The organism is Polaromonas sp. LjRoot131 (genome assembly GCF_964252805.1).
Classification (GTDB): domain Bacteria; phylum Pseudomonadota; class Gammaproteobacteria; order Burkholderiales; family Burkholderiaceae_C; genus Polaromonas.
In genome coordinates this window covers 509,672-533,906 of the sequence record NZ_CAXUPF020000003.1, presented here as the reverse complement: position 1 = coordinate 533,906, position 24,235 = coordinate 509,672, and the positions used below count along the sequence as shown (strand labels likewise).

At 65.0% G+C, this 24,235-nt stretch carries 21 protein-coding genes and 13 tRNA genes; 25 read left to right on the top strand and 9 right to left on the bottom strand.

Translation table 11 applies throughout. The features are described 5' to 3' along the window. Window positions 1-5: 5 nt before the first annotated feature. Entirely contained in the window at window positions 6-5,180 is a 5,175-nt protein-coding gene (locus tag ACSQ27_RS17215; RefSeq protein WP_436156696.1) for a PAS domain S-box protein, read from the bottom strand. A gap of 336 nt (window positions 5,181-5,516) precedes the next feature. After that, complete coding sequence (locus ACSQ27_RS17210; RefSeq protein WP_436156769.1) at window positions 5,517-6,455, bottom strand: DedA family protein/thiosulfate sulfurtransferase GlpE; 939 nt, start codon at window positions 6,453-6,455, stop codon at window positions 5,517-5,519. A 169-nt stretch (window positions 6,456-6,624) separates the two neighbouring features. On the opposite strand from ACSQ27_RS17210, the gene ACSQ27_RS17205 reads away from it, so the two are divergent. The 9 genes from ACSQ27_RS17205 (at window position 6,625) to ACSQ27_RS17165 (ending at window position 16,823) form a co-directional block, all read left to right on the top strand. Continuing rightward, window positions 6,625-8,961, top strand: coding sequence for an ATP-dependent DNA helicase (locus ACSQ27_RS17205; RefSeq protein ID WP_436156695.1), 2,337 nt, complete (start codon window positions 6,625-6,627; stop codon window positions 8,959-8,961). 536 nt (window positions 8,962-9,497) lie between these two features. After that, window positions 9,498-10,322, top strand: coding sequence for a VOC family protein (locus tag ACSQ27_RS17200; protein ID WP_436156694.1), 825 nt, complete (start codon window positions 9,498-9,500; stop codon window positions 10,320-10,322). A 29-nt stretch (window positions 10,323-10,351) separates the two neighbouring features. Further along, window positions 10,352-11,134 carry an IclR family transcriptional regulator gene (locus ACSQ27_RS17195; RefSeq protein WP_436156693.1) on the top strand — a complete coding sequence of 261 codons (783 nt, stop codon included), beginning with the start codon at window positions 10,352-10,354 and terminating at the stop codon, window positions 11,132-11,134. Further along, window positions 11,131-12,798 (top strand): bifunctional 3-(3-hydroxy-phenyl)propionate/3-hydroxycinnamic acid hydroxylase, encoded by a 1,668-nt coding sequence (locus ACSQ27_RS17190; protein WP_436156692.1) that lies wholly within the window; start codon window positions 11,131-11,133, stop codon window positions 12,796-12,798. The genes ACSQ27_RS17195 and ACSQ27_RS17190 overlap by 4 nt, the downstream gene beginning before the upstream one ends. A 31-nt stretch (window positions 12,799-12,829) precedes the next feature. After that, the gene (locus ACSQ27_RS17185) at window positions 12,830-13,834 is read left to right on the top strand and encodes a Bug family tripartite tricarboxylate transporter substrate binding protein (RefSeq protein ID WP_436156691.1); all 1,005 of its coding nucleotides are present in this window, start codon (window positions 12,830-12,832) and stop codon (window positions 13,832-13,834) included. 35 nt (window positions 13,835-13,869) lie between these two features. Further along, a complete protein-coding gene (locus ACSQ27_RS17180) occupies window positions 13,870-14,718 on the top strand; it encodes a fumarylacetoacetate hydrolase family protein (protein ID WP_436156690.1) in 849 nt (282 codons plus the stop codon). A gap of 2 nt (window positions 14,719-14,720) precedes the next feature. Then, the gene (locus ACSQ27_RS17175) at window positions 14,721-15,107 is read left to right on the top strand and encodes a nuclear transport factor 2 family protein (RefSeq protein WP_436156689.1); all 387 of its coding nucleotides are present in this window, start codon (window positions 14,721-14,723) and stop codon (window positions 15,105-15,107) included. Next, window positions 15,104-15,814, top strand: coding sequence for a class II aldolase/adducin family protein (locus tag ACSQ27_RS17170; RefSeq protein WP_436156688.1), 711 nt, complete (start codon window positions 15,104-15,106; stop codon window positions 15,812-15,814). Before ACSQ27_RS17175 ends, ACSQ27_RS17170 begins: the two co-directional genes overlap by 4 nt. A gap of 31 nt (window positions 15,815-15,845) precedes the next feature. Next, on the top strand, window positions 15,846-16,823 hold the full coding sequence (locus ACSQ27_RS17165) for a Bug family tripartite tricarboxylate transporter substrate binding protein (RefSeq protein WP_436156687.1): 978 nt from the start codon (window positions 15,846-15,848) through the stop codon (window positions 16,821-16,823). Between the two features lie 4 nt (window positions 16,824-16,827). Here the strand turns inward: ACSQ27_RS17165 and ACSQ27_RS17160 are convergent, their stop codons facing one another. Then, the gene (locus ACSQ27_RS17160; RefSeq protein ID WP_436156686.1) at window positions 16,828-17,538 is read right to left on the bottom strand and encodes a hypothetical protein; all 711 of its coding nucleotides are present in this window, start codon (window positions 17,536-17,538) and stop codon (window positions 16,828-16,830) included. A gap of 352 nt (window positions 17,539-17,890) precedes the next feature. Next, on the bottom strand, window positions 17,891-18,322 hold the full coding sequence (locus ACSQ27_RS17155) for a hypothetical protein (RefSeq protein WP_436156685.1): 432 nt from the start codon (window positions 18,320-18,322) through the stop codon (window positions 17,891-17,893). 479 nt (window positions 18,323-18,801) lie between these two features. Here ACSQ27_RS17155 and ACSQ27_RS17150 point away from each other — a divergent pair. From ACSQ27_RS17150 to ACSQ27_RS17080, 15 genes are all read left to right on the top strand, one after another. Further along, a tRNA-Gly gene (locus ACSQ27_RS17150) sits at window positions 18,802-18,877 on the top strand. Between the two features lie 185 nt (window positions 18,878-19,062). Then, window positions 19,063-19,140: transfer RNA gene (locus ACSQ27_RS17145), tRNA-Glu, on the top strand. A gap of 133 nt (window positions 19,141-19,273) precedes the next feature. After that, window positions 19,274-19,365: transfer RNA gene (locus tag ACSQ27_RS17140), tRNA-Ser, on the top strand. Between the two features lie 59 nt (window positions 19,366-19,424). Then, window positions 19,425-19,504 (top strand) — tRNA-Arg (locus tag ACSQ27_RS17135). Window positions 19,505-19,518: 14 nt separating this feature from the next. Further along, window positions 19,519-19,604 (top strand) — tRNA-Tyr (locus ACSQ27_RS17130). Window positions 19,605-19,612: 8 nt separating this feature from the next. Then, a tRNA-Pro gene (locus ACSQ27_RS17125) sits at window positions 19,613-19,688 on the top strand. A 28-nt stretch (window positions 19,689-19,716) separates the two neighbouring features. After that, window positions 19,717-19,792 (top strand) — tRNA-Asp (locus tag ACSQ27_RS17120). Window positions 19,793-19,829: 37 nt separating this feature from the next. Further along, a tRNA-Trp gene (locus ACSQ27_RS17115) sits at window positions 19,830-19,906 on the top strand. A gap of 9 nt (window positions 19,907-19,915) precedes the next feature. Beyond that, window positions 19,916-20,001 (top strand) — tRNA-Cys (locus ACSQ27_RS17110). Between the two features lie 22 nt (window positions 20,002-20,023). Beyond that, window positions 20,024-20,102, top strand: a tRNA-Arg gene (locus ACSQ27_RS17105). Between the two features lie 35 nt (window positions 20,103-20,137). Beyond that, the gene (locus ACSQ27_RS17100; protein ID WP_436156684.1) at window positions 20,138-20,323 is read left to right on the top strand and encodes a short-chain dehydrogenase; all 186 of its coding nucleotides are present in this window, start codon (window positions 20,138-20,140) and stop codon (window positions 20,321-20,323) included. Between the two features lie 15 nt (window positions 20,324-20,338). Beyond that, window positions 20,339-20,414, top strand: a tRNA-Asn gene (locus ACSQ27_RS17095). Between the two features lie 17 nt (window positions 20,415-20,431). Continuing rightward, a tRNA-His gene (locus ACSQ27_RS17090) sits at window positions 20,432-20,507 on the top strand. Between the two features lie 9 nt (window positions 20,508-20,516). Further along, a tRNA-Lys gene (locus ACSQ27_RS17085) sits at window positions 20,517-20,591 on the top strand. Between the two features lie 28 nt (window positions 20,592-20,619). Continuing rightward, window positions 20,620-21,180: an HNH endonuclease gene (locus tag ACSQ27_RS17080; RefSeq protein ID WP_436156683.1), complete on the top strand. Its 561-nt coding sequence runs from the start codon at window positions 20,620-20,622 to the stop codon at window positions 21,178-21,180. Between the two features lie 79 nt (window positions 21,181-21,259). Here ACSQ27_RS17080 and ACSQ27_RS17075 read toward each other — a convergent pair whose 3' ends face one another. From ACSQ27_RS17075 to ACSQ27_RS17055, 5 genes are all read right to left on the bottom strand, one after another. Next, window positions 21,260-22,063, bottom strand: a complete 804-nt coding sequence (locus ACSQ27_RS17075; RefSeq protein WP_436156682.1) for a hypothetical protein — start codon at window positions 22,061-22,063, stop codon at window positions 21,260-21,262. A 91-nt stretch (window positions 22,064-22,154) separates the two neighbouring features. Beyond that, the gene (locus tag ACSQ27_RS17070) at window positions 22,155-22,373 is read right to left on the bottom strand and encodes a hypothetical protein (protein WP_436156681.1); all 219 of its coding nucleotides are present in this window, start codon (window positions 22,371-22,373) and stop codon (window positions 22,155-22,157) included. 208 nt (window positions 22,374-22,581) lie between these two features. Then, a complete protein-coding gene (locus ACSQ27_RS17065; RefSeq protein ID WP_436156680.1) occupies window positions 22,582-22,755 on the bottom strand; it encodes a hypothetical protein in 174 nt (57 codons plus the stop codon). Continuing rightward, a complete protein-coding gene (locus ACSQ27_RS17060) occupies window positions 22,752-23,114 on the bottom strand; it encodes a hypothetical protein (protein WP_436156679.1) in 363 nt (120 codons plus the stop codon). Before ACSQ27_RS17060 ends, ACSQ27_RS17065 begins: the two co-directional genes overlap by 4 nt. Further along, complete coding sequence (locus ACSQ27_RS17055) at window positions 23,111-23,326, bottom strand: hypothetical protein (protein ID WP_436156678.1); 216 nt, start codon at window positions 23,324-23,326, stop codon at window positions 23,111-23,113. Before ACSQ27_RS17055 ends, ACSQ27_RS17060 begins: the two co-directional genes overlap by 4 nt. A gap of 180 nt (window positions 23,327-23,506) precedes the next feature. Between ACSQ27_RS17055 and ACSQ27_RS17050 the strand changes: the two genes are divergently transcribed. Continuing rightward, window positions 23,507-24,124 carry a DUF502 domain-containing protein gene (locus ACSQ27_RS17050; RefSeq protein ID WP_436156677.1) on the top strand — a complete coding sequence of 206 codons (618 nt, stop codon included), beginning with the start codon at window positions 23,507-23,509 and terminating at the stop codon, window positions 24,122-24,124. Window positions 24,125-24,235: the final 111 nt, after the last annotated feature.

Genomic DNA, 24,235 nt, shown 5'->3' with positions numbered 1-24,235 from the left:
CAGCCTTACTCGAGCTCTATTTCAGGCGGCCGGGCAAGGCCCAGCACCCGCCTCAGGGTCTCCAGCAGTTCCTGGTTGGAGGTCTTGGCCTTGACCAGCACGGCGGTAGCGCGCGCGGCCTGGGCCCGGGTCGCTTCGATCGCGGAAAACACCACCACCGGCGGCGGCGACTCGAGCGCCTCGATGTCGGTCAGCAGGTCCCAGCCCGAGCCTTCCTTGAGGTTGATGTCCAGCAGTACCAGATCGAAAGGCTGGCTGTGCAGCCGCGTGCGCGCTTCCTGCAGCGTGGCCGCGAAGACGAAGGTGGCGAAGTCCTGCGCGATGGTGGCGGCGATGCGCTGGATGTCGGGGTCATCCTCGACGTGCAGGATGACGGGCTTGTTTTCGGCGGCACCCGCGATGGCATGCCGCACGCCCAGCACCAGCAGGTTTTCGTCGATGGGTTTTTCCAGCCAGTCCGAGACGGTCAGCGCCTGGTCGTTGAACTGCACCTTTCCTTCGCCGGCCCAGGCCGAGACCACGACCACGGGAACGTCGCGCGTCAGCAGCCGGGAGCGCAGCGAACGGATCAGCGCGATGCCGTCCTGGCCTGGCAGCTTGAGGTCGACCGTGATGGCGGCATAGTGCTGCTGCTCCAGCATGGCCAGGGCCGCCTCGGCACTGTAGGCTGGGTCGGCGTCGAAACCACCCTTGTCCAGCATCATGCCGATCAGGCGGGAGATGTCGGGGTCGTCCTCGCAGACCAGCACGCGCGGGCGGTCGCCGGTGATTTCCACGGGGCGTGTGGGCGGCGGCTCCACCCATTCGGGCAGTTCGAAGTAGAAGGTGGTGCCCTCGCCGGTGTGGGTCTCAAAGCCTATGCTGCCGCCCAGGCGCTCGATGATGGCGCGTGAGATGTTCAGGCCCAGCCCGGTGCCGCCCTTCTGGCGCGTGTCGGAGGAGTCGGCCTGGGAAAACTTCTGGAAGATGCGCTTGCGGAATTCCTCGGGGATGCCGGGCCCGTGGTCGCGCACTTCGACGCGTATGCTGTTCACGGTGCGCATCACGTGGATCTCCACCACGCCGTCGTTCGGCGAAAACTTCATGGCGTTGGACAGCAGGTTGGTCACCACCTGCGTGAGCCGGTCGCCGTCGGCCCTGACCATCAATTCTTCGTCGTCGGGAAACTGCAGGCTCAGGCTCACGTTCTTCGCTGCGCCATACCCCTCGTTGGCGGCCAGCGCCTGCTCCAGCAGGGGTTTGAGCTCGATGATCTGCAAGTCCAGCGTCATCTTGCCGGACTCGATTTTTTCGATGTCCAGGATGTCGTTGATGAGCCGGATCAGGCGCTCGCAATTGCTCTTGGCGATGCCCACCAGGGTCTTGACGGCCTCTGGCAGTTGGCCGGCCACGCCGCCGGAGATCAGGCCCAGCGAGCCGCGTATCGAGGTCAGCGGCGTGCGCAACTCATGGCTGACGGTGGAGACGAACTCGCTCTTCATGCGATCTATGCGCTTGAGCTCGGTCACGTCGTTGGCCAGCGCGTAGAAGCCGATCACCTTGCCGTCGTCGGCGCCGTCGCCGTAGCGCGGGAAGTAATTGACCACGTAGTCGCGCGTGCCGCCGCGGGCGGTTTTTTGCGAGCGCTCGTAGACCACCGGGTAGCCCTGCAGCACCTCTTCCACCCGGGGCCTGATCAGCGCATACATCTCCTCGCCCACGATTTCCCGGATGGTCTTGGCTTCGAGCTGCTCGCTCGTCATGCCGAAGACTTCCTCGTAGGCCCGGTTGTGAAAACGCAGATTCTGGTCTGCATCGGCGTAGGTAATCCAGGCGGGTATGGTGTCGGTGATTTCGCGTAGTTGCGCTTCGCTGGTGCGCAGCGCCTCTGTGACGCGGCGCATTTCGGTCATGTCGCGGCCGGTTCCCCGGTAGCCGGTGAACTTGCCGTCGGCATCGAATTTCGGCACGCCGCTGATGCTGAAGTAGCGAGTCCGGCCCTTGGAGTCGCGCCGTGTGGTTTCCATGTCGCGGAAAACCTCGCGCCGCGCGACTATGGCCTTGTAGTCGGCCCAGCCGGCGTCGGTCATCTGGCTGTAGTCGAGCTCCCAGGGGGTCTTGCCATAAGCCGATTTCTGAAGGCCCGACGCCGTCGGGGCCTCGCCGGAAACTTCGACAAAGCGGAAGTTCTCGTCCTGCTCCCAGAACCAGTCGGAGGACAGCGCGGTGAGCGCGCGAAAGCGTTCCTCGCTCTCGCGCAGCACCTTCTCGGTCTCCTTGCGTTCGGTGATGTCCTGGATCTGCGCGATGAAGCGCAGCGGCTTGCGGTCCTCGTCGCGCACCAGGGAGCAGCTCATGTAACCCCAGACGGTGTGGCCGTCCTTGTGGATGTAGCGCTTTTCCGTGTGGAAGGACTCGATCTCGCCGGCCAGCGCGCGCTTGCGCTGCTCCAGGTCCCATTCGATGTCGTCGGGGTGGGTGAGGTCGTAAATGGTGCGCGCCAGCATCTCGGCCTCAGAGTAGCCGAGCATCTGGCAAAAAGCGTTGTTGACCTTGAGGCGGCGCGAATCTATGCCTATCAGCGTCATGCCGATGGCGGCATGTTCAAACGCGTTGCTGAACTGCTGGTCGTTGAGCATGAAGGCGTCGTTGTCGCTGCTGAAGGGGGCGCTGGTGGGCGCCTCCAGCGTCGAGAAGCCCGATTCGTGTTCCATCTCGGCGGCCTGCGCGGCCAGGGGCTCCTCACCGGCCCCGGCGCCCTGCCCGGCCGCGGCCTGGTCGCCGCCCAGCGAAAAATAGAAGGTGCTGCCTTCGCCGACGACCGATTGCCCCCAGATCTTGCCGCCGTGCCGGTCGATGATGCGCTTGGCCGTGGCCAGGCCTATGCCGCTGCCGGCGAACTCCTCGGGCGAATGCAGTCGCTCGAAATTGCCGAACAGCTTGTCGACATAGGCCATGTCAAAGCCCGCCCCCTTGTCCTTCACGAAGAACACGGGCAGCGAATCCTTGCCGCGGTGGCGGCCGACTTCGATTTCGACCTGCTCTTTCTTGGCGCTGAACTTCCAGGCGTTGGCGATCAGTTGCTCCAGCACCTGGGCCAGCATGCCCTGGTCGCCGCGCGCGACCATCCCGGGCTCAATCGCGATGCGCGCGGCGCGCCCGGCCTCGGCGTCCGTGAGCCGCTTGGCCACGCGCAGCGCTTCGGCGCTGATGTCCACCGTGTCCCAGACCATGCTGGTGCGCGACAGGCGCGTGAGGGACAGCAGCCCATCGGTGAGTTCGCCCATACGCCGCACGCTGCTGCGTATGCGCTCGAGGAAATGCAGGGCGCGCTCGCCGGCGGTGGGCGGCATGTGTTTTTCGAGCAGCGCGCAGAAGCCGTCTATGGTGCTCAGGGGCGTGCGCAGGTCGTGCGCCACCGAGTACGAGAAGGCTTCCATCTCTTTGCCGGCCGCTTCGAGCTGCGCCGTCCTGCGCAGCACGCGGTTTTCCAGGTCGACATTGAGCCGGACGATTTCCACCTCGGCCTGCTTGCGCTTGGTGATGTCGGAGATCGAAGTGACAAAGCCGGTGGGAACGTCGCTGTTGCCGTCAAACAGCGGCTGCACGTTAATGAGGCCCCAGAAGGTGCTGCCGTCGGGCCTGCGGTAACGCTGCACGACGTTGCTCTGCGCCTGGCCGCTGGTTTTGGCGCGCACGCTGGCCCATTCAACTTCGGGCATGTGGGTACCGTCCTCGCGCAACCGCTCCCAATCCAGCGCCGCCGAGGTCAGGCCCTTCATCTGCGCCAGGCTCTTGCCGAAAATGCGCTCCGCGCTGGCGTTGCAGTCGATGATTTTTCCCTCGGCGTCACGCAGCACTACGCCTTCGGCAAGCGCCCCGACCACCACCCGGAAACGCGCGCTGCTCGCACGCAGCGCGGTTTCGTTCAGCTTGCGCTCAGTGATGTCGCTTCCCACGCCGCGGTAGCCTTCGAAGGCTCCGTCGTCGCCGAACACCGGCTCTCCGCTGACGCTGCGGTAAATGGCATGTCCATCCGCCTTGACCAGCCGATACTCAAAATTACGGAACGGCAAATGCGCCTGCAAGGCGGCCTTGTGCTCCTCCCACGTGCCGACAAGCGGCTCAGAATTGGGCAGGTCCCATCGGCATAGCCCCTCCCCAATGACCTGGGTTCCCAGGGCAAAGCGCTGCGGATCGTTGGAGACAAAGATGTTGCGGAAGTTTTTGTCCTGTTCCCAGTACCAGTCGGACGAGAGCTGGGTGAGGCTTTGGAACCGCGCCTGGCTGCGGCGCAGGCGGTCCTCGGCGCCCAGGCGCTCGGTGATGTCCTCGGCCGTGAGCAGAACGTGCGTGACGGCACCGCCCCCGTCCTTGAGCGGGACCTTGCGCATGTGCACGCGGATATTTCCGCGGTCGCGCGTCATGATGACCCTGTCGGGGAAATCCTGCATGACGCCGCTGTTGGCCACCTCCACATCGGACACGTTGATCCGGTCCGCGTGCTCCTGCGGCCAGAGGTCGTGCACGGTGCGGCCCATGGCGTCCTCGCGCCGGATGCCGTACAGGTTCTCGGCGGCCTTGTTCCATGCCACCACGCGCAGGCCGTCCTGCACCGACTTCAGGTGCACGGCAACCGGCATGTTGTCGACGACGTCGTCGAGGAAGCGCGCGGCCTTGCGTTCTTTTTCCTCGATGCGCCTGGCCACCGTGATGTCCCGCGTGATGCCGCGGTAGCCGGTGAACTCCTGCTGCTTGTTGAACACCGGCACGCCGCTGGCGGAAAAATAATGGGCCACGCCGTCGAGCACCCGGATGTATTCGAAATCGCGAAACGCCCGGCGCGCCTCGAGCACCGCGCGGTGGTGGTCCCAGGACATGCTCAGGGGATAGGCGCCGGCCAGTTCCCAGCGCTGCTTGCCGATGGCGCTGGTGAGGTCCGGATCCGCGGCGGTGCCCGTGCCTCGCGTGCCTCGCTCGGTAGAGAAGTCGGTGAAACGGCAATCGGCGTCTTGTTCCCAGTACCAGTCGGATGAGATCGAGGCCAGGCTGCGCAGGCTGTCGACGTCGTCCTGGAGGGCTTCGGCGGCGCGGCGCTGCTCGGCGAGCTCCTGCGCCAGGGCCTGGTTGGCCTCAGCCAGCGCCTGCGCTTCGGCCTGCAAGCGCTCGTTGGCCTGGGCCAGGGTTTCGTCCCTTTTCACCGCGGCTCCCCGGCGCGCGAAGTCCGCGGCACGGCGGCGGACCATCCCGCCGGGCCATGCTGGCGGCGGGCTGCGGTCAATGCGCCTGGCGGACGGGGCTTCATGCGCGGCTGTTAACTTTCTTGTCAAAGGCAAGTCGCCTTGGTGCATTTTGCACGGCGTTGCGCAGCTCGAGTGTGCTGGGCCGCAAGAAAATCCGCCATAGGACAACACCCTGTCTTCTTTTGGGTGGGGCAACCGGCGGGTGCGCGCCGAATCTGAAAACTTAAGACCTCTTTTTTGCAGATTCCTGCCGGATGGCAGAGAGGCAGCAGCGAAAAGGTGTTTTTTACCCTTTCACACGGCGTGCGGGTACTCCAGCGACAGCCCGGCGGCCTGCCAGGCGTCTATGCCGCCATGCAGCGGGCGCACGTTTTTGAAACCCGCGGCCATCAGGCGTCTGGCCACCTGGGCGGCCGAGGCGTCGTTGGGGCAGGCGCAGTAGACCACCACGGCCACGTCGTGCGGCAGGTCCAGCGTGGCCATCTTGCGGTCCGGGTCCGACCACAGCAGGGCGCCCGGGATGATGCCGCCGCCGCCGCGGCTGAGCTCGGTGCGCACGTCGAGGATCACGGCCGGCCGCTCGCCTTGCGTGAGCTGCAGCAGCTCCTGCGGCGTGATGCGCGCCATGCGCAGCTGGCGGTAAAAGCGCTGGCGCTGCCACCATTTGTGCGCCAGGAAGAGCGCGAAGCCGGCCAGCAGCGCCATCAGGCCTATGCGCCCCATTTGCTCGAAGACGGCCAGCACATCGGCCACCGCGTCATGGAACAGCATGCCGATGCCCAGGCCGACACCGGCGTACAGCGCCGCGCCTATGGCGTCAAACAACAGGAAGCGGCCGAAGGGCACGCCGGTGCGGCCGGCCAGCGCGGTGGCCAGCGAGGCAAAACCCGGGATGAACTTGGCCAGCACCAGCGACTTCACGCCCCAGCGCGTGAAGATGGATTCGGTCTGCCGCACGCAAGAGTCTGGCGAGAGCGAAATCCGGCACAAGGTCTTGAGCACGCGGCTGCCGTAGCGGTGGCCGGCCCAGTACCAGATGCTGTCGGCGATCAGGCAGGCTCCCACCGCCGTCGCGAGCAGGCCGCCGGCCGAATACTGGCCGTTAAAACTCAGGGCGCCCGTCAGTATGAGCACCGGGTAGGCGGGGATCGGCAGGCCCAGCTGTTCCAGCACGATGTTGAGGAAAACGGCGGCCAGCCCGTACTGCTGCAGCCACAAGATGATCTGGTCCATGGCGTCAATGTAGACGGGCGCGGCGCATCGGTAAATGGCCGGCGCGTTAATGCTCTGTTTCACGGGGTCTTGCTCCTTCCCCCGCTGGGGGAAGGCCGGGATAGGGGCCGGCGGCGCCTGCGCTACCATGAACCCCTCCCCAATTCCCGCTACCCAGAGAGCGCTCCCCTTGAAATATGTCGTGGCCGTCAGGGCCCTGTGCGAGTTCACCGCCAAGCATGGCGACCTGGACCTGCGCTTCACCCCCTCGCCTTCCGCCCAGGAAGGCATGGCCGGCCATGCCCTGGTCGCGTCGCGCCGTGGCGAGTCCTACCAGTCCGAAGTCAGCCTGGAGGGCGACTACCAGGCGCTGACGGTGCGCGGCCGCGCCGACGGCTACGACCCCGAGCAGAACCAGCTGGAAGAAGTCAAAACCTACCGGGGCGACCTGCACGCCATGGCCGACAACCGCCGGCACCTGCACTGGGCGCAGCTCAAGATTTACGGCTGGCTGTTGTGCGCCGACAGGAATCTGCCCGACATCAACCTCACACTGGTCTACTTCGACGTGGCCAGCGCGCAGGAGACGCCGCTGACCGAACATTTCACGGCTGCCGCGCTGAAAGACTATTTTGAAGCCCAGTGCGAACGCTTCCTGGCCTGGGCCACGCAGGAGCTCGCGCACCGCCAGGCGCGCGACGCGGCGCTGACGGCGCTGGAATTTCCGCATCCTGCCTTCCGGCCCGGCCAGCGCGAACTGGCCGAGGCCGTCTACAAGACCGCGCAGGCCGGTACCTGCCTGATGGCGCAGGCGCCCACGGGCATAGGCAAGACCATAGGCACGGTGTTCCCCCTGCTCAAGGCGGTGCCCAAAAAGCAGCTCGACAAGCTGTTTTTCCTGGCGGCCAAAACACCGGGCCGCCGGCTGGCGCTGGACGCGCTGGACCGCATCAAGGGCAGCACCCAGGCACTGCCGCTGCGCGTGCTGGAACTGGTGGCGCGCGACAAGGCCTGCGAGCACCCGGGCAAGGCCTGCCACGGCGACGCCTGCCCGCTGGCCAAGGGCTTTTACGACCGCCTGCCGCAGGCGCGCAGCGCCGCCGTGAAGCACGCCGCCGCGCAGGGCCCGCTCGACAAGGCCGCGCTGCGCGAACTGGCGCTGGCCCACCATGTGTGCCCCTATTACCTGAGCCAGGAACTGGTGACCTGGTCGGACGTGGTGGTGGGCGACTACAACTATTACTTCGACACCAGCGCGCTGCTGCACGGCCAGGCCCAGGGCAACCAGTGGCGTGTCAGCGTGCTGGTGGACGAGGCGCACAACCTGGTGGAGCGCGCGCGGAAAATGTATTCGGCCACGCTGAGCCAGGCGCAGCTGCAGCAGGTGCACGCCGGCGCGCCGCGTGCCGTGCGCGGCGCGCTGGAACGGCTCAATCGCAGCCTGCAGGAACTGCACCAGGCGCAGGATGAGCCCTACCAGGTGCATCCCGAACTGCCCGCGCCTTTTCTCAAGACCCTGGGGCAGGCGCTGACCCAGGTCACCGACTTCCTGCTGGCCAACCCGACGCGCATGGACGGCGAGCTGCAGGACTTTTATTTCGAGGCCCTGCATTTCTCGCGCATGGCCGAGGCCTTCGGCGAGCATTCGCTGTTCGACGTGACGCTGCAAGCCGACACGGGGTCCAGCACTTTCGGCCAGGCACTGGGCCAGCCGCTCGCCGTGCTCAACATCCGCAACGTGGTGCCGGCGCCCTTCCTGGCGCCGCGCTTCGCAGCCGCGCAGTCGGCGGCGCTGTTTTCGGCCACGCTGAGCCCGCAGAACTATTACGCCGACACGCTGGGCCTGCCCGTCGGCACGGTGTGGACCGAGGTGGAGTCGCCCTTCCTGGCCGAGCAGCTGCGGGTCTCGGTGGTCAGCGACGTCTCCACGCGCTTCCAGCACCGGGGCGACTCGCTCTCGCCCATCGTCGACCTGATGGCGCGGCAGTATGAGGGCCAGCCCGGCAACTACCTGGCGTTCTTGAGCAGCTACGACTACCTGCAGCAACTGGTGGCCCTGTTCCGCCAGCGCTATCCGCAGATCCCGGTGTGGGAGCAGACGCGCGGCATGGAGGAAACCGCGCGCGATGCCTTCCTGGCGCGCTTCACGCCCGGCTCGCAAGGCATAGGCTTTGCCGTGCTGGGCGGCTCCTTCGCCGAAGGCATAGACCTGCCGGGCGATCGCCTGATAGGCGCCTTCATCGCCACGCTGGGCCTGCCGCAGATCAACCCGGTGAACGAGCAGATCCGCGAACGCATGGGCGCCAATTTCGGCGCCGCCCAGAGCTACGACTACACCTACCTCTACCCCGGCCTGCAGAAAGTGGTGCAGGCGGCCGGGCGGGTGATACGCACGACCTCCGACCGCGGCGTGGTCTACCTGATCGACGACCGCTTTACCCGGCCCGAAATCCAGAGCCTGCTGCCGGGCTGGTGGAAGGTCACGCGCTTGCGCGCCCGGCGCAAAGAACCGGCCGCCGCACTGTAAGCGCCCAGAAAAAAGCCCGCTGATGCGGGCTTTTTCTCGAACGGACTTGGACGCCGTTCGCCGTGCGGGGGCCGGAGAGCCGGTCACAGAGCCCAGCGAAGCGGTCCTGGCTAGGCGCGTCGCCGCAGACAGTGCTAAAGCACGGCAAGGCGGCGCAACAACGCCAGGAGGGTTTTGTGGACGGCTCTAAAACACGCCCAGCAACATGAGGATGAGGATGACGCTGAGCGGAACGCCGAGTAGCCAGGCAATGATGGGCATTTGTTTCTCCTAAATGTAGTGAAGGTTTAAAAGACAAATCCAATGTAGGCGGCGCGCCGCGCGGCCGGTGCCAGCCTGAAGGCCTGCTGCAAGTAAGGGATGGCTGACGCGCCTGTAGTTGTGCCGGTAGGCGCTTGCAGGCCTGCGCCGCACGGAAAGCGCCAAATCCATCGCTCGGGAATATTGGCAAAATCTCATATATTGAGATTTGCGTTTGACAGCGTTTGGGGCCGCAGCGACAGTGGAGGCACTGATCCACACCGAGAGCCGCCCCCATGGAACCGCAAGCCGCGCTGCAATGCCTTCACCTTTATTCGCCCGACCCGCTGCAGGCCGCGCGCTTTTACAGCAGCGCCTATGGCATGGCGATGGCACCCGCGGCGGGCGGCTACCTGTGCCGCGGCCCGGGGCGTGAACTGAGGCTCTCCACAGGCCCGGCCAACCAGCTTCATTACGCCCACTACGCCCTGGCGGACGCCGGCGCCTGGCAGGCTTTCGCGGCCCGCGTCGAGAGGCTGCCGCATGAGGCGGTGCCCGCCGATTTCGCCGTGGGTGAGGCCATCGCCTTGAAAGACCCCGACGGCAACCTCGTGGTGTTCACGCCGCCCGCGGCCCCGGACGGTGCGCAGGCGACGGCGCTGCCGCCCGCCACGCTGCAGCATTTCGCGCTGCGCACACCGAACCTGCCCGGTATGCTGGCCTTCTACACGGACCAGCTGGGCTTTGTGCTGTCGGACGCGGTCAAGGACGGCGAAGGCACGCTGCGCGCCTGCTTTCTGCGCACCGACGCGCTGCACCATGCGCTGGCCCTGTTCTTCGCGCCCGCCGCCTGCTTCGACCACCAGTCCTTTGAAACCCCCGACTGGGCCGGCATGAAAGTCTGGGGCGACCACATGGCGGCGCTGAAAGTGCCCATCGTCTGGGGCATAGGCCGCCACGGCCCGGGCAACGACGTGTTCTTCATGGTGCGCGACCCCGACGGCAACCTGGCCGAGATTTCCTCGGAGATCGAGCACTGCGCGCCCGGCCGCCCCGCCGGCACCTGGCCGCACGAGGAGCGCACGCTCAACCTCTGGGGCAAGGCCATCCTGCGCAGCTAGCCCGCGCACCGCCACTGAAAGACACCACCATGGCAAGCACCAACCGCATGCTGCGCATCCTCGGGCTGTTCAGCCTGGAGAGGCCGGTCATCACGCCCGAATGGCTGATGCAGGAGCTGGGCGTGTCGCGCGCCAGCGTCTACCGCGACCTGGGCCAGCTGGCCTCCGCCGGCATGCTGGAGCGCGTGGCCGACCGCGGTTATGTGCTGGGGCCCATGGTGGTGGAGCTGGACCGGCAGATACGCCTGGCCGACCCGCTGCTGCAAGCCGCTGACGAACTCCCCGGAAAACTCGCGGAGCAGACCGGCGGCACGGTGCTGCTGTGCCGCTTTCACGGCAGCAAGGTGATGTGCCTGCACCAGGTCAAAGGCCGCAACCCGGCGCTGTCGGTCAGTTATGAACGCGGCCGCGCCATGCCGCTGTACCGCGGCGCGACGTCCAAGATCATCCTGGCCTACCTGCCGGCCGCGCAGCTCAAGCAGCTCTGGGCCTCGGAACGCAAGACCTTGGTGGCCGCCGGCCTGCCCGACGACTACGCCCAGCTGGCCAAGGTGCTGCGCGGCATACGCGAGGTCGGCCACTGCATCACCGAAGGCGAGGTCGACCCCGACGCCGTGGGTTTTGCGGTGGCGCTGCGCGACGGCGAACACCTGCTGGGCAGCCTCAGCGTGGTGATGCCGGCGGCCTCGCTGAGCGCCGCCCTGCGCAGGACCACGCTGGCCCGGCTGCAAAGCGCCGCCGGCCGCATCGAAGGCCGGCTGCAGGACCAGCGCGACAAAGCCCGCGCCACCAAAAAAACGGAAGCCCCATGAACGCCCCCCTCCCCTTGTCGGCCGTGCCGGTCCTGCCGGGCCAGCAGCAGCATGTCCCCGTCGTGATCGTGGGTGCGGGGCCCACCGGCCTGATGCTGGCCAACCTGCTGGGCATGCAGGGCGTAGAAGTTCTGGTCATTGAACGCAACACCAGCACCGTGGGTGAGCCGCGCGCGGTCACTATCGACGATGAAAGCCTGCGCACGGTGCAGGCCACCGGCCTGATCACCGAAGTGCTGCCGCACGTGGTGCAGGGCTACGGCGTGCATTACTACTCGTGGCGCAACAAGGTGTTCGCGCGCATCGAACCGCAGGCCATGGAGCACGGCTTTCCCAAGCGCAACGCCTTTCGCCAGCAGGTGCTGGTGGGCCAGCTGCGCGACGGGCTCCAGCGCTTCGCCGGCTCGGCGATCTGGTTCGGCCATGAGCTCGTGAAATTCCACGACGATGGTGAGAACGGCAATGGCGTGCAGCTCGAACTGCGCCATGGCGGTGAGACCAAACACATTCGCTGCGACTGGCTGGTGGCCTGCGATGGCGGCCGCAGCGGCGTGCGCGAGCAACTCGGTATTCAATTGACGGGCAGCACCTATGACGAAAAATGGCTGATCGTCGACCTGCTGGAGCGCAACTCGGCCTTTCGCCATACGCGCACCTATTGCGACCCGGCGCGCCCGGCGATACGCCTGCCCGGGCCGGACGGCACGCTGCGTTATGAGTTCATGCTGCACGAAGGCGAAGACCCCGACGAGATGCTGGACGAGGCCCGCGTGCGCGCCTGGATTCATGCGCGCGAACCGGCCGATGCGCAGCTGCCCATCACGCGCAAGGTGGTCTATGCCTTCCATGCGCGCGTGGCCGGCCGCTGGAAAGCCGGCCGCGTGCTGCTGGCCGGCGATGCGGCCCACCTGACGCCGCCTTTCGCGGGCCAGGGCATGAACAGCGGCGTGCGCGATGCGGCCAACCTGGCCTGGAAGCTGGCCGCCGTGGTCAAGGGCCGGCTGCCGGCCTCGCTGCTGGACAGCTACGAGACCGAACGCAAGCCGCACGCCTGGTCGCTGATCCAGATGGCGGTGCGCATAGGCACCTTCATGCAGCCCAAATCGGTGCCGGCCGCCATGCTGACGCAGGGAGCGCTCAAGCTCTTCAGCGTCTTTCCGCCGGTGCGCGACTACGTGCTGCAGCTCAAATTCAAGCCCAAGCCGCGTTTCTTTGAAGGCTTCTTTGTGCCGGGCCATGCGGCCGCCGCGCGGGTACCCGCCGGGCAGTTGCTGCCGCAGCCCCAGGTGGAGCTGCCGGGCGGCGCGCAGGCCGCACTGGACGACCTGCTCGGCAGCGGCTTTGCCCTGCTGTCCCTGGCCGATGCCGAGGGCAGCACCGTGGCCGCCGCGCAGGCGGCACTGGCCGCTGCGGGCCTGGACTGCCGCCACATCCCGGTGGTGGCGCAAAGCGACGACTTCCTGCCGCACACCGGGCCGGACGCCTCGCTGCGCGACTGCGGCGGCACGCTGGAAGCCATCCTCCGCAGCGCCGGCGCACAAGCCGTGCTGCTGCGGCCGGACCGCTATGTGCTGGCCTACCTGTGCCGCGGCGACGGACAAAGCATCGCGCAGTTACGACAGTTGCTGCAGCCGCATTCGACTTCCATTCCCCAAGCGGCGTAGACCGCCTTTTATCCACCCTGGAGACAAAACCATGACGCACGCTTTCCCAACTTCTTTCACAACCTGGCGCAGGCCCGGCCTGGCTTTGGCCGCGGCATTGCTGGCCGCGATTACCGCCACCGCCCACGCGCAGGACTTCCCGAGCAAGCCGGTGCGCGTGGTCACGCCCTTCCCGGCCGGCAGCGGGCCCGAGGTCGCGCTGCGGCTGGTGGCCGACAAGCTGTCAAAGATCTGGGGCAAGCCCGTCGTCGTCGACAACCGGCCAGGCGCCAGCGGCTTTATCGCGATAGAGGCCATCAAGCGCGCCGCGCCCGACGGCCATGAACTGCTGCAGATGGACAACGCGCAGATGGCGGCCCAGCCCTTCCTGTTCAAGAAGCTGCCCTACGAGCTGCTGCGCGACTTCGAGCCCGTCACGCCGATCCTGCGCAACTACTTCTTCGTGACGGTGCCGGTGGGCAGCCGCTACAAGACCATGGCCGACCTGGGCGTCGCCGCGAAAGCCGGCCCGGGCCAGGTCAACTACGGCTCCTGGTTTGTCGGCAGCCCCGGCCACATAGGCGCGGCCATGCTGGAAACCGCCACCGGCACAAAGATGACACACGTGCCCTACAAGGAAATGTCGCAGCTCTACGTGGCCGTGGGCAACCAGGAAGTCGACTGGGCTTTCGGCAGCGCCGCCAGCGCGGGCGCCATGCAGCGCGCGGGCCGCACGCGCTACCTCGCGGTGGCCGCGCCCAAACGGGTGGCCGGTTTCCCGGACGTGCCCACCGTCGCCGAATCGGGCGGCCCGGCGGGTTTTGAGCTGAGCGCCTGGACGGCGTTGCTGGCGCCCAAGGGAACGCCCAAGGCCGTGGTCGAAAAAATCCAGAAGGACGTGGCGGCCGTGCTGGCTGAGCCGGACCTGAAAGACAAGTACGCCGCCATGTACTACGAGCCCTACTTCCTCAACACCGAGCAGTTTTTTCAGCAGCTGCGCAATGACTCCCAGCGTTATGGCGAGACGCTCAAGCGCCTGAACATCTCGCTGGACTGAGCCCGTTTTTTTAATCCCACCACCGAAAGCACACCGTGAAAATCACCAGTTACCAACACCAGGGACAGCCCGGCTGGGGCGTGGCCACCGAGGCCGGCGTCCTGCCCCTGCACTCGGCGCGATACCCGACGCTGCTCAGCGCGCTGCAGGCCGGCAAGCTGGACGAGATCGCCGCCACGCCGACCGCCGCGTCCGCCCTGCCGCTGGACGCCATCGCGTTCCTGCCGGTGATCCCGGCGCCGGGCAAGATTTTTTGCGTGGGCCACAACTACGAGGCGCACCGTATCGAGACCCAGCGCGACCCGACCCAGCACCCGCTGCTGTTCATGCGCGTGGCCGAGTCGCAAACGGCACACCGCCAACCCATCCTGATGCCGGCCGAGTCATCGCAGCTCGACTACGAGGGCGAGATCGCCGTCATCATCGGCAAGGCCGGGCGGCGCATCCGCGAGGCCGACGCCTGGGCGCACGTGGCGGGCTACAGCGCCTACAACGACGGGTCGGTGCGCGACTGGCAAAAACACACGCTGCAGTTCACCGCCGGCAAGAACTTCAGCGGCACCGGCAGCTTCGGCCCCTGGATGGTGACGCGCGGCGAGATCGCCGATGGCGAGGAGCTCACGCTGGAAACCCGGCTCAACGGCCAGGTCATGCAGCACACCACCACGGCCTCCATGATCTTCAGCATCCCGGTGCTGATCGAATACATCTCGGCCTTCACCTCGCTGCAGCCCGGCGACGTGATCGTGACCGGCACGCCGGGCGGCGTCGGCGTCAAGCGCACGCCGCCGGTGTGGATGAAGCCGGGCGACCAGGTCGAGGTGGAGGTCAGCAAGGTGGGCGTGCTCGTCAACACCATCGCGGCCGACGCCACGCGCTTTTGAGCATGGCGCCCCCACTCGAAGACAGCCTGCTGGCGGCCGAGGAGGCCAGGCGCCTGGCCATGCTGGCCGCAGACATGGCCGCACTGGATACGCTGCTGTCGGATGCGCTGGCCTACACACACTCGACCGGCGTCATCGACAGCAAGGCCAGCTACCTGCAATTGCTGGCCGGCGGCGCGCTGCGTTACGAGGCGCTGGAATTTGTGGCGCCGCAAGCGCGCCTGGTGGGCACGGCTGGCCTGGTCAGCGCGGTGATGCGGGCCACGGTGCGCAAGGGCGAGGTCCGGCGCGACATCGCGAGCAGCTACCTCGCGGTGTGGGAGCACACGGCTTCGGGCTGGGTGCTGCAGGCGGTGCAGGCGACGGCGCTGCCCGCCCAAACATCATGAACGCCATCACCCCCGATCCGGCCCTGGCCCGGCAACTGGTGCTGGCCAACCGCATCCTGCACGCACGCGGCGTGGTGGACGGCTTCGGCCACGTCAGCGTGCGCCAGCCCGGTGCTGAAGAAGTTTTTCTGCTGTCCTGCAGCCGTGCGCCCGCGCTGGTCGAAACGGCCGACGTGGGCTGCTACGGCCCGGACGGTGAGCCAGTGGGCACCGCCACGGGCAAGCCCTACCTTGAGCGTTTCATCCACAGCGAGATATACCGCGCCCGGCCCGACGTGATGGCCGTGGTGCACAGCCATTCGCCCCGCGTGATTCCCTTCGGCATCACCGGCCAGCGATTAAGGCCGGTGTTCCACATGTCGGGCTTTCTCGGCAGCGGCTCGGCACATTTCGAGATCCGCGATACGGTGGGCGACAGCGACCTGCTGATACGCAGCCCTGCCCTCGGCAAAGCCCTGGCCGCATCGCTGGGCGACTGCGCCTGCGTGCTGATGCGCGGCCACGGTAGCACGGTGGTGGGCGGCTCGCTCGAGCATGCCGTCTACCGCGCGGTCTACACCGAGGTCAACGCCGGCCTGCAGGCCTCGGCCATGGCGATGGGCGCCGTGACCTACCTGACGGAGACCGAAGCCGGCCTGGCCGCCGCCGCCAACGACGCGCAGATTCCGCGCGCCTGGGCGCTGTGGCGGCATGAGCTGGCACTTTGATTCCTTAACGACCTCATTCCTGGAGTACCGCATGAAAACATTGAATGCCATCTTGAAAACCTGTTGCATCGCGCTGGCCTGCCACGCGCTGGCGCCGGCCGCCCTGGCCCAGACCTGGCCCGCCAAATCGGTGCGCATCATCGTTCCCTACGGCACGGGCGGCGGCGCCGACATCCTGGCGCGCCAGCTGGGCGCCAGCCTGCAGCAGGCCTGGGGCCAGGGCGTGGCGGTGGAGAACCGCACCGGCGCCTCGGGCAACATCGGCTCGGAAGCGGTGGTGCACGCGCCGGCCGACGGCTACACCTTGCTGCTGCAAAACAGCACCATGGTGGCCAACATGGGCCTGGGCGTCAAAGTCAACTACGACCCCGAAAAAGACCTGACGCCCATCATGCTGCTGGGCACCACGCCGATCGCGCTGGTGGCCCATCCCAGCCTGAACGTGAAGAACCTCAAGGAACTGCAGGACTACGCGAAAGCCAACCCCGGCAAGCTCAGCTACGGCTCCTGCGGCGTGGGCACGCCCATGCATTTCGTGATGGAACTCGTCAAGCAGAAGACCTCGCTGGACGCGGTGCATGCGGGCTACAAGGGCTGCGCACCCGTGGTGCAGGACGTGGTGGGCGGCCAGATTCCCCTGGCCATCATGAGCGCCAACCTGGCCGCGCCCTATGCGAAGTCCGGCCGGCTGCAGGTGATCGGCGTGGCCAGCCAGAAGCGCTATTCGCTGCTGCCCGATGCCCTCACACTGGAGGAGCAAGGCCTCAAGCCGCTGGATTTTTCGACCTGGTTCGCGCTGATGGGACCGGCCAAGATGCCGCCGGCCGTGGTCGCCAAAATCGTCGCCGACGTGCAGAAGGTGCTGGCCGACCCTGCCGTGCAGTCGCGCCTGTCGAACGCAGGAGTGGAGTCCTATGCGGGCAATGGGGCGGCGCTGGTCAAGCTGATACGTTCCGACAAGCTGCGCTACGAACAATTAGCCAAGGCGGCCAATATCAAGCCGGAGTAAACGCTTAGCGCTGGCTCAGCTGCAGCGCACCCAGCATGCGCTGCAAGGGCTGGGTTTCGGGCAGCACGTAGACGATGCTGCGGCTTTTGCCGAGGACGGGGCCGACCACGCTTTCGTAGAAGCTGACCGGCACCACCACGCAACCCATGGAGATGCGGTTGTCGTCGGGCGTCTCGGAGGCCAGCCGCTCCGCGCGGCGCTCGGCCGCAGCCGCAGGGCGCAGGCGGTGGATGGCCAGCTTGGCCGCGTAATCGATCCAGACGATGGCTTCGCCCTGGAGGTTGTGGCCGGGCTCGGACACAAAGCGGCCTGCGGGCGTGGTGCGTTCGTCCTCGCGCAGGCTGGCCACGCTGCGCTGCGCCATGCCGGGTACGCCGTGGTCGCCGGGCGCCAGGCCCGTCAGCGCGGGCGATGCGCCGCGCAATTGGCCGCCGGCCTCAAACACAAAGATGCGCCCGCCTTTTTTGTCGACGATCACAAAAGGCAGGCCTTCGTTGTCGTGCGCCGCCACCACCCAGCGCAAGGCCTGGCGTGCGTCGGTGGAGGCGGACACCAGCGCCATACCGGTGTCGGGGCTTGCGACCGTCATGGAGGCACTGTCGGTGTAGGGCGCCAGGGGCAAGGCCGTGGACAGCAAAGGGACGGCGGCAAAGGCGACAAGGATCGCCGTGCGGGCGATGTGTACGTGCTTCTTGCTCTTGCCTGTGAACAACATCCGGGTCCTGTGCGTAGCGCCGAAAAAAGTGCGCGAACGCACATCAGAAAAAACCGGGTCACCGCCTGTTTGAGGCACCCCGGCACGGTTGCACCATGTTAACGATGCAAGCAATTGTGCTCAACGGAGAAACCCTGAATCGCCTCAGACGATTGCTATCGTTTAAATAGCAAAAAACGTCCTGAACATCATGCGATAGCGCGGTTTTTGCGGACTTCCCGAGCGCTCAGGCATTGATGTAACAGTCGCCGGAGACGGATTTTTTCCGCATCGCAGATGCGCGCGCGCAACATCCATGCGCACGGCGAGGCGGATGCCGTTACAAGTTACAAATTTCGACCGGGGAATCCTGTCACTTGCCGCCGGGCTTGGCCCTCTGCGTGGCATCAATTCCAGGCAGCCCGTCAAAGCCCCGCTTCGCAAGCTGCATCAACCGCCGCCGGCCCTTGGCGTCCGTGGTGCGCCATGCCGTGCGGGCCATTTCAATGAATGCGTTTTCGGCGGGATTGAAGGCGTCGCCGCCATGGTCCTCATCCATCCATCCTTTGGGTTTTCCTGAGCGACTCTCGATCTGCGCTGCGGCGGCATCGCCGATGTTTCTGCCCGAACCGCTCGCGTCTCCCTTGAACTGGCTCAGCCCGCCGGCGCTCAGGCCCAGCTCTTTTGCGAGCCTGCCCAGCATGCCGACCGGTGATTCACCGGCGGCCAGCTCTCTTTCGCTGTATTCGCGAATGATGATCAGCAGGTTATTGCGCCTGGTTCGGTTGATGTCCGGGGAGTCCATGTGACGTGATTGCAACAATCAAAATTATTTTCCATCGCCTCGTTGACGATGACGTAAAAAGATTTTACATTACCTTCCATCGCTACTTTTTGACATCAACTCTTTCCGCACAACCATCATGAAACCGATAGCCGCCATCGCAAGAAACAGCACCGCCGTCCTGGCCAGTGTTGCCGTGCGTCGCCTTGACGTTTATCCGGGCCAATGTGGTGGGCAGAGTTCATTTGAGCCGTCCGTGTTGCGGACCGCCATGCCCAAACAGAACCACGAGGATTGCACACCACCGGGAGGAGGAGACGCCTGAGCGTACCTTCTAAATCTCTGACACCCAGAGGCCCGGTATCCGCAAGGAACCGGGCCTTTTTGTTTTCCCCTGACGGTGATCGTGCCGTCTGTGCGCTTCAAGCGCGGGGCTCTTTAAAAATTCAGCAGCAGGACCGCGGCCACATACTGGAATGGCAGCGAGTCCCGCAGAAATTGCGGACATAGCTCAGTGGGTAGAGCGTGAGCCTTCCAAGCTCAATGTCGTCGGTTCGAAGCCGTCTGTCCGCTCCATTTCGGGTGTGCCTGTTTCACGTCACCTGCGCGAGATCGAGGAAACGATCTGGCGGCGCGTGCGCTGCAGACGGGGGGTTCATGGCCCTCGGGAAAGCAGTGCAGCGGGAGATCCCGGTCCGGCTCGATGCCGGCCGCCCGCATGCGGGTACAGCCGAAATGGATTTGTTTTTTCCAAAATATTCGTCACGTTCGTCTAGCTGGCTCAGGACACAAGATTTTCATTCTTGTAGACAGGGGTTCGAATCCCCTACGTGACGCCAATTCCAGGGCGAGAGGTCGAAATATTTCGACTTCCCGCCCATCAGTAAAGAAGCGCAGTGCCCGCAAGGGCGTAGTGCGGAAACCGGCCTCAAAGATAGGGTGGCACCGGAACTCGTAACCGGAGATTTTTTTGGAAGATTGGCCGAGTTGGTCTAAAGCACTCGCTTGCTAAGCGAGAGCCCGCGAAAGCGGGCTCAAGGGTTCGAATCCCTTATCTTCCTCCAGACCTTTCAAGGCCGTTCGCCAAGTCAAGAACCTGCTTACGGCCTGCTATTCATTTTTTCTCGCGTTAGCTCAGTCCGGAATCAGAGTATCTGCCTACGAAGCAGAGGGTCGGAAGTTCAAATCTTTCACGCGAGGCCATTCAATTTTTTAACGGAGCGCGAGCAGAACTGGCTACTGCACCGGACTGTAAATCCGGCGTCTTCGGGCATACGGGGTTCGAGTCCCTGGCACTCCACCATTTTTAATCCGTGTGTGGCGCAGCTGGTAGCGCGCGTGCTTTGGGAGCATGAGGTCGCAGGTTCGAGACCTGCTACACGGACCACCCTCTTTCCGATATCACTTCACTTTTTGGTCTGTTAGCTCAGCTGGTAGAGCACTTCCCTGTCCAGGATGTGGTCACGGGTTCGATTCCCGTACAGGCCGCCAGTAACAACGCCGCGATTCCCCCGGGGCGCATTCCTATTGGTGCGTAGCTCAAGCAGGCAGAGCAGCGGTCTCCAAAACCGAAGGTTGGAAGTTCGATTCTTCCCGTGCCAGCCAATGATCTCCGGCGGTGTACCCAAGTGGTCGAAGGGCGCGGATTGCAAATCCGCCTGCGTCAGCACACGTCAGTTCGAATCTGACCACCGCCTCCAGCTTCTCTTTAGCTTCCCTCTAGCGCCTGTAGCTCAGCCCGGATAGAGCGACGGTTTTCTACACCGGTTTGTCGGCCGTTCGAATCGGCCCAGGTGCGCCACTTCTTCCACATCAACCAACCTCAAGGAGATTGCCATGACAGCCAGAAACACAGCAGCCTCCAAGAGGCCAACCCAGCCCCGCAAGCGCATTGTTCGCGCACTCCTGAACGGCGTCATCGCCGCCGGCCGCGCTCGGCTCGCCCACACGCAGCCCAAACGCAGGCAGGCGCTCGATGAGCGCGAGCTGGACCAGCGCGTGCGTGAATGCGGTGAGTGGTGACCGATTCCTTCTTATTCCACGGTAGCTCAGCAGGTAGAGCGCGCGACTGTTAATCGCGTCGTCCCTGGTTCGATCCCAGGCCGTGGAGCCATTTTTTTCAGTTTTCCGGTGCATGTGGCGCAGTTGGCAGCGCAGCGGGATGTGACCCCGCGGGTCACCGGTTCGAGTCCGGTCGTGCACCCCATCTTCATACGCGGGCATAGCTCAGAGGCAGAGCAGCCGGCTTTTAACCGGCAGGCCGGGATTTCGAAATTCCCTGCCCGCACCATCATTCATTCAACTCAGGAGGCTTTTTGATGCACCATGTTCTTCAGCTCGACATCCAGGGGACGCCCCAGGCCTGGATCACGGCTGAAGAGGCGGCCCTGCACTACGCCACGAATACCGTCGCATGGGAGCAAGGCGAAAGCCCTCTGGTCACGCTGCGCGGCGGCTGGAACGTCGCGCGCGGCCGGCAATCCACGCTGGTGATCCACCCCATCATCGCGCTGCGCGGTGCGCCTCGCCGCAATCTCCACGATGTGGTACCGGCCGTCACCAAGCCCAAGCTGCTGCGCCGCGACCGTTGCACTTGCGCCTACTGCGCACAGGTGTTCCTGGAAAAGGATCTCGAAGCCGAGCACATCGTTCCGCAGAGCAAGGGCGGGGCCTATTCCTGGACCAATCTGGTCAGCGCCTGCCGCCATTGCAACGGCAGGAAGAAAGACCGCACGCCCGAGCAAGCCGGCATGCCCCTGGTCTACCTGCCCTATGTGCCGAGCCGGTATGAGGACTTCCTGCTGCGAGGCCGCAACGTCCGTGCCGACGTGCATGAATGGCTTTCGGCAAGGCTTCCGAAAGGATCAAGATTGAATTGAGCCCAGCAGCCAAAGCGGCGCATTGCGAAAGCGGTGCGCCGCTTTTTTTCGTCTTGCAGGCGGTGTGTTCAGCGACGGGCTAGACGGCGCCGCCCTGCTTGAGCGCAAGCGCATGCGCCGCCGGAAACACCTCGGCCAGCGGCTTGACTTCGGGCAGTACGTAGACCACGCCATAGCTGGCATTGAAAGCGGGCTTGAGCACGTTTTCAAAGAAGGCCACGGGCATGTTGATGCAGCCGTAAGAGATGCGGTTGTCCTCGGTGGTGGACGATGCCAGGCGCTCCAGCCGGCGCTCTTTGGGCTCGGTGGTGCGCACGCGGTGCATGGACACGGCCGCGTCGTAGTCGACCCAGACCACGTCCTCACCCGTGGCGTTGCGCCCGGGCTCGGCGACGAAACGGCCCGCGGGCGTGGTGCGTTCCTGGGGCTGCACCAGGGCGATGGGCCGGCCGCCTATGCCGTCCACCGAGTCGTCACCGCGCGCCGCGCCTATCAGCACCGGCGTGGCACTGCGCAGCTTGCCCGAGGGCTCGAAGACAAACACCTTGGTGTTGAGCTTGTCGAGAATCACAAAAAAGAGTTTTCTGTTGTCGCCGGATGTGACGACCCAGTTGGCGACTTCGCGCGCTTCGGCCGAGGCGGGTTCGCCGCCGAAGTCCGCGAAGCGCGGTGTTTGCCGGGAAACATCGGCCTGGACGGCGGCATGCACTGGTGTAGGCGCAACGGGATTGGGCCGGAAGAGCGGCAAGACCAGTACCGCGATGGCGGCGCCCCAAAGAACGCCTTGTTTGATGCCGTCAAAAATATCGGAACGCCGCGTGCCCGACGGCCCCGGCCCTGCAGCAGCGGGCTGCGGCTGAAGATCAGGCACGGGAGCAGGCATGGTGGACTGAATAAAGCAAGCCGCACAAAATACTCCGGGCCGCAAAAGCGACCCGGAGCGTTTTCATGCGGAAATGCATGACGGGCTCGCCTTAGTTGCGGTCAGCCTGTGCGGGACGCTCGGTCGGCGTGACGGCCGTGTCCGTGCTGGTCGAAGGCGTGCTGGGGCTTGTGCTGCCCTGGTTCTGCATGGTCTGGTCTGCCGGCGTGGCGGGCGTCGTGGTGCTGGTGTCCTGGGCATAAGCCAGGCCGATAGCGCCAACCACGGCGGCTGCAGCGACGACGGAAGCCAGGGGTTTCGATACTCTCATGGTGTACTCCTAAGGTCATGCCCATCACAGGCAATCGGTTGGTAAATGGCTGGCCTGATTGCCAGCTAAGTCCAATTTACGGCGAGGAGCGGGGGTGTTTTCGTCGGCCTGCTACAGCGCGAGGTGTAGGACAAGCGAGGTCACAAAATGCTACGAGGCTCACGGGCTGATGCATGCTACCGGCATGAGGGCACCGCCCTCGAGCCCCTCATTCAAGGGGATTGTTGCCCCGGATGCCATGCTCCGCCTTGATGGCAAGCTGGAGTCTTTCAAGCGCCTCTATGAGCTGGTCAATCTTCGCGAAATCCTTGACCGGCGCCGCCTGCAAGGCCTGCAGCTGCGCGCGCATGCGTGCGTAGTCGGCCTCCAGGTCGCGCTTCATGCCGGCACCGCGCCCGGCTTGAGGTGGCCGTTGGTGGCGGGTCGCTTGTCGGAGCCGCTGGCGGGGGATTTGGGTGCGGGCGCGGCGAAGAGTTCGGCCTGCAAGTCGTCCTCGCTGCGCGGTCCATACTGGAGGTCCGGGCCGACCAGGCGCTGCAACTCGCCGTAGCCGGTGGCCAAGGCCGTGTCATAGGCTTCGAAGGTGATGTCGGAGGAGGAGACCGACTCGAACACCCGGGGGTCCTCGCGGCTTTCAAGAATGCGCCAGCAGAATTCGCCGGGCGCGGGCTCCTCGACGGTGAGGGCCAGGGAACGCAAGGGAGCTTTGAGTTGTGCGTTGACCAGTGTGGAATGGCTCATGGAACGGGAATCCTCCAAAAATATCCGGGCAGGCCGGACGTGGCCTTGCAGCGCAGCTTGGAGCGCGGCAAAAAAATATCAAGGGATGCAAACGTAACTTTCAGCGCAAGGGCTGACGGCAGGAATGACGGCGATGGCGAGGGAAAAAACGAAACGGCAAAGGCTTGCGGGCCAGTGTCCGGTTTCATCTCTGCAGCCACGTCGGGTTCCATATCGGGTTATTTGCAATGCCGCCAGTTTAAGCATGGAAATATGACAGGCTGCGGTGATTAGTACCCGAAAAATGTAGGAGAAGGCCGACAGGCGCCGGACGGCGGAGGCGTCAACTGAAATGGTTATATTGCAGGCATGGCCAAGCCCGCATGTTGCGCGGCGGCACGAATAAAGAATCCATGAAAAGCCTTTACAAATATTTCTTTCGCGGCCTCATCACCATCCTGCCGGTGGCCTTGACGGTCTACCTGCTGTATATCTTCCTGGCCTGGATGGAAACTGCGGCGCTGTGGATTCTGCGGCCGCTGATCGGCAGCTTTTACATTCCGGGGCTGGGCCTGGTGTTCGGCGTGCTGAGCATCCTGGTGATCGGTTACCTGGTGTCCAAGCAGAGCGTACGCAAGCTGCTGTCTTTCGCGGAAATGCCCTTCACCAACCTGCCGGTCGTCAAAAGTATCTACTCCTCGCTCAAGAGCTTTGCCGATTACTTTTCGCCTTCCGGCAAACAGGGCGAGCAAAGCGTGGTAATCCTGCGCATGCCCGGCCATGCGATGGAAATCGTGGGTTTGATCACGCGCCGCAGCTTCGCCGACCTGCCCGCCGGTTTCCTGCCCGGCGAGCGCGTGGCGGTGTATTTGCCCATGGGCTACATGATCGGCGGCTATACGGTGTTCGTACCGGCCGACTGGGTACAGCCCATAGACATGTCGGTGGAGGAGGCCATGCGCTCCTCGCTGATCGCCTGGATGGCGCGCCCGCCGGCCACTGGCGCGGGCGGCGGCAGCAACGCCGGCTGAGGGTTTCATCCCGCGCCGGGCGGATTGCGTAAAGATTGTGATCTGTGGTTTCCCACATTGGACAAATCACATGGCAGGGCTATATTGAACAGCCTGATCACCACCGCGCAC

Bases quoted from the DNA above. Each gene is read 5' to 3' on its own strand.
- ACSQ27_RS17210 (WP_436156769.1), bottom strand. From the start codon at position 6,455: ATGGACCAGATCATCTTGTGGCTGCAGCAGTACGGGCTGGCCGCCGTT.
- ACSQ27_RS17200 (WP_436156694.1), top strand. From the start codon at position 9,498: ATGGAACCGCAAGCCGCGCTGCAATGCCTTCACCTTTATTCGCCCGAC.
- ACSQ27_RS17195 (WP_436156693.1), top strand. From the start codon at position 10,352: ATGGCAAGCACCAACCGCATGCTGCGCATCCTCGGGCTGTTCAGCCTG.
- ACSQ27_RS17190 (WP_436156692.1), top strand. From the start codon at position 11,131: ATGAACGCCCCCCTCCCCTTGTCGGCCGTGCCGGTCCTGCCGGGCCAG.
- ACSQ27_RS17185 (WP_436156691.1), top strand. From the start codon at position 12,830: ATGACGCACGCTTTCCCAACTTCTTTCACAACCTGGCGCAGGCCCGGC.
- ACSQ27_RS17175 (WP_436156689.1), top strand. From the start codon at position 14,721: ATGGCGCCCCCACTCGAAGACAGCCTGCTGGCGGCCGAGGAGGCCAGG.
- ACSQ27_RS17170 (WP_436156688.1), top strand. From the start codon at position 15,104: ATGAACGCCATCACCCCCGATCCGGCCCTGGCCCGGCAACTGGTGCTG.
- ACSQ27_RS17165 (WP_436156687.1), top strand. From the start codon at position 15,846: ATGAAAACATTGAATGCCATCTTGAAAACCTGTTGCATCGCGCTGGCC.
- ACSQ27_RS17160 (WP_436156686.1), bottom strand. From the start codon at position 17,538: ATGTTGTTCACAGGCAAGAGCAAGAAGCACGTACACATCGCCCGCACG.
- ACSQ27_RS17155 (WP_436156685.1), bottom strand. From the start codon at position 18,322: ATGGACTCCCCGGACATCAACCGAACCAGGCGCAATAACCTGCTGATC.
- ACSQ27_RS17100 (WP_436156684.1), top strand. From the start codon at position 20,138: ATGACAGCCAGAAACACAGCAGCCTCCAAGAGGCCAACCCAGCCCCGC.
- ACSQ27_RS17080 (WP_436156683.1), top strand. From the start codon at position 20,620: ATGCACCATGTTCTTCAGCTCGACATCCAGGGGACGCCCCAGGCCTGG.
- ACSQ27_RS17075 (WP_436156682.1), bottom strand. From the start codon at position 22,063: ATGCCTGCTCCCGTGCCTGATCTTCAGCCGCAGCCCGCTGCTGCAGGG.
- ACSQ27_RS17070 (WP_436156681.1), bottom strand. From the start codon at position 22,373: ATGAGAGTATCGAAACCCCTGGCTTCCGTCGTCGCTGCAGCCGCCGTG.
- ACSQ27_RS17065 (WP_436156680.1), bottom strand. From the start codon at position 22,755: ATGAAGCGCGACCTGGAGGCCGACTACGCACGCATGCGCGCGCAGCTG.
- ACSQ27_RS17060 (WP_436156679.1), bottom strand. From the start codon at position 23,114: ATGAGCCATTCCACACTGGTCAACGCACAACTCAAAGCTCCCTTGCGT.
- ACSQ27_RS17055 (WP_436156678.1), bottom strand. From the start codon at position 23,326: ATGGAACCCGACGTGGCTGCAGAGATGAAACCGGACACTGGCCCGCAA.
- ACSQ27_RS17050 (WP_436156677.1), top strand. From the start codon at position 23,507: ATGAAAAGCCTTTACAAATATTTCTTTCGCGGCCTCATCACCATCCTG.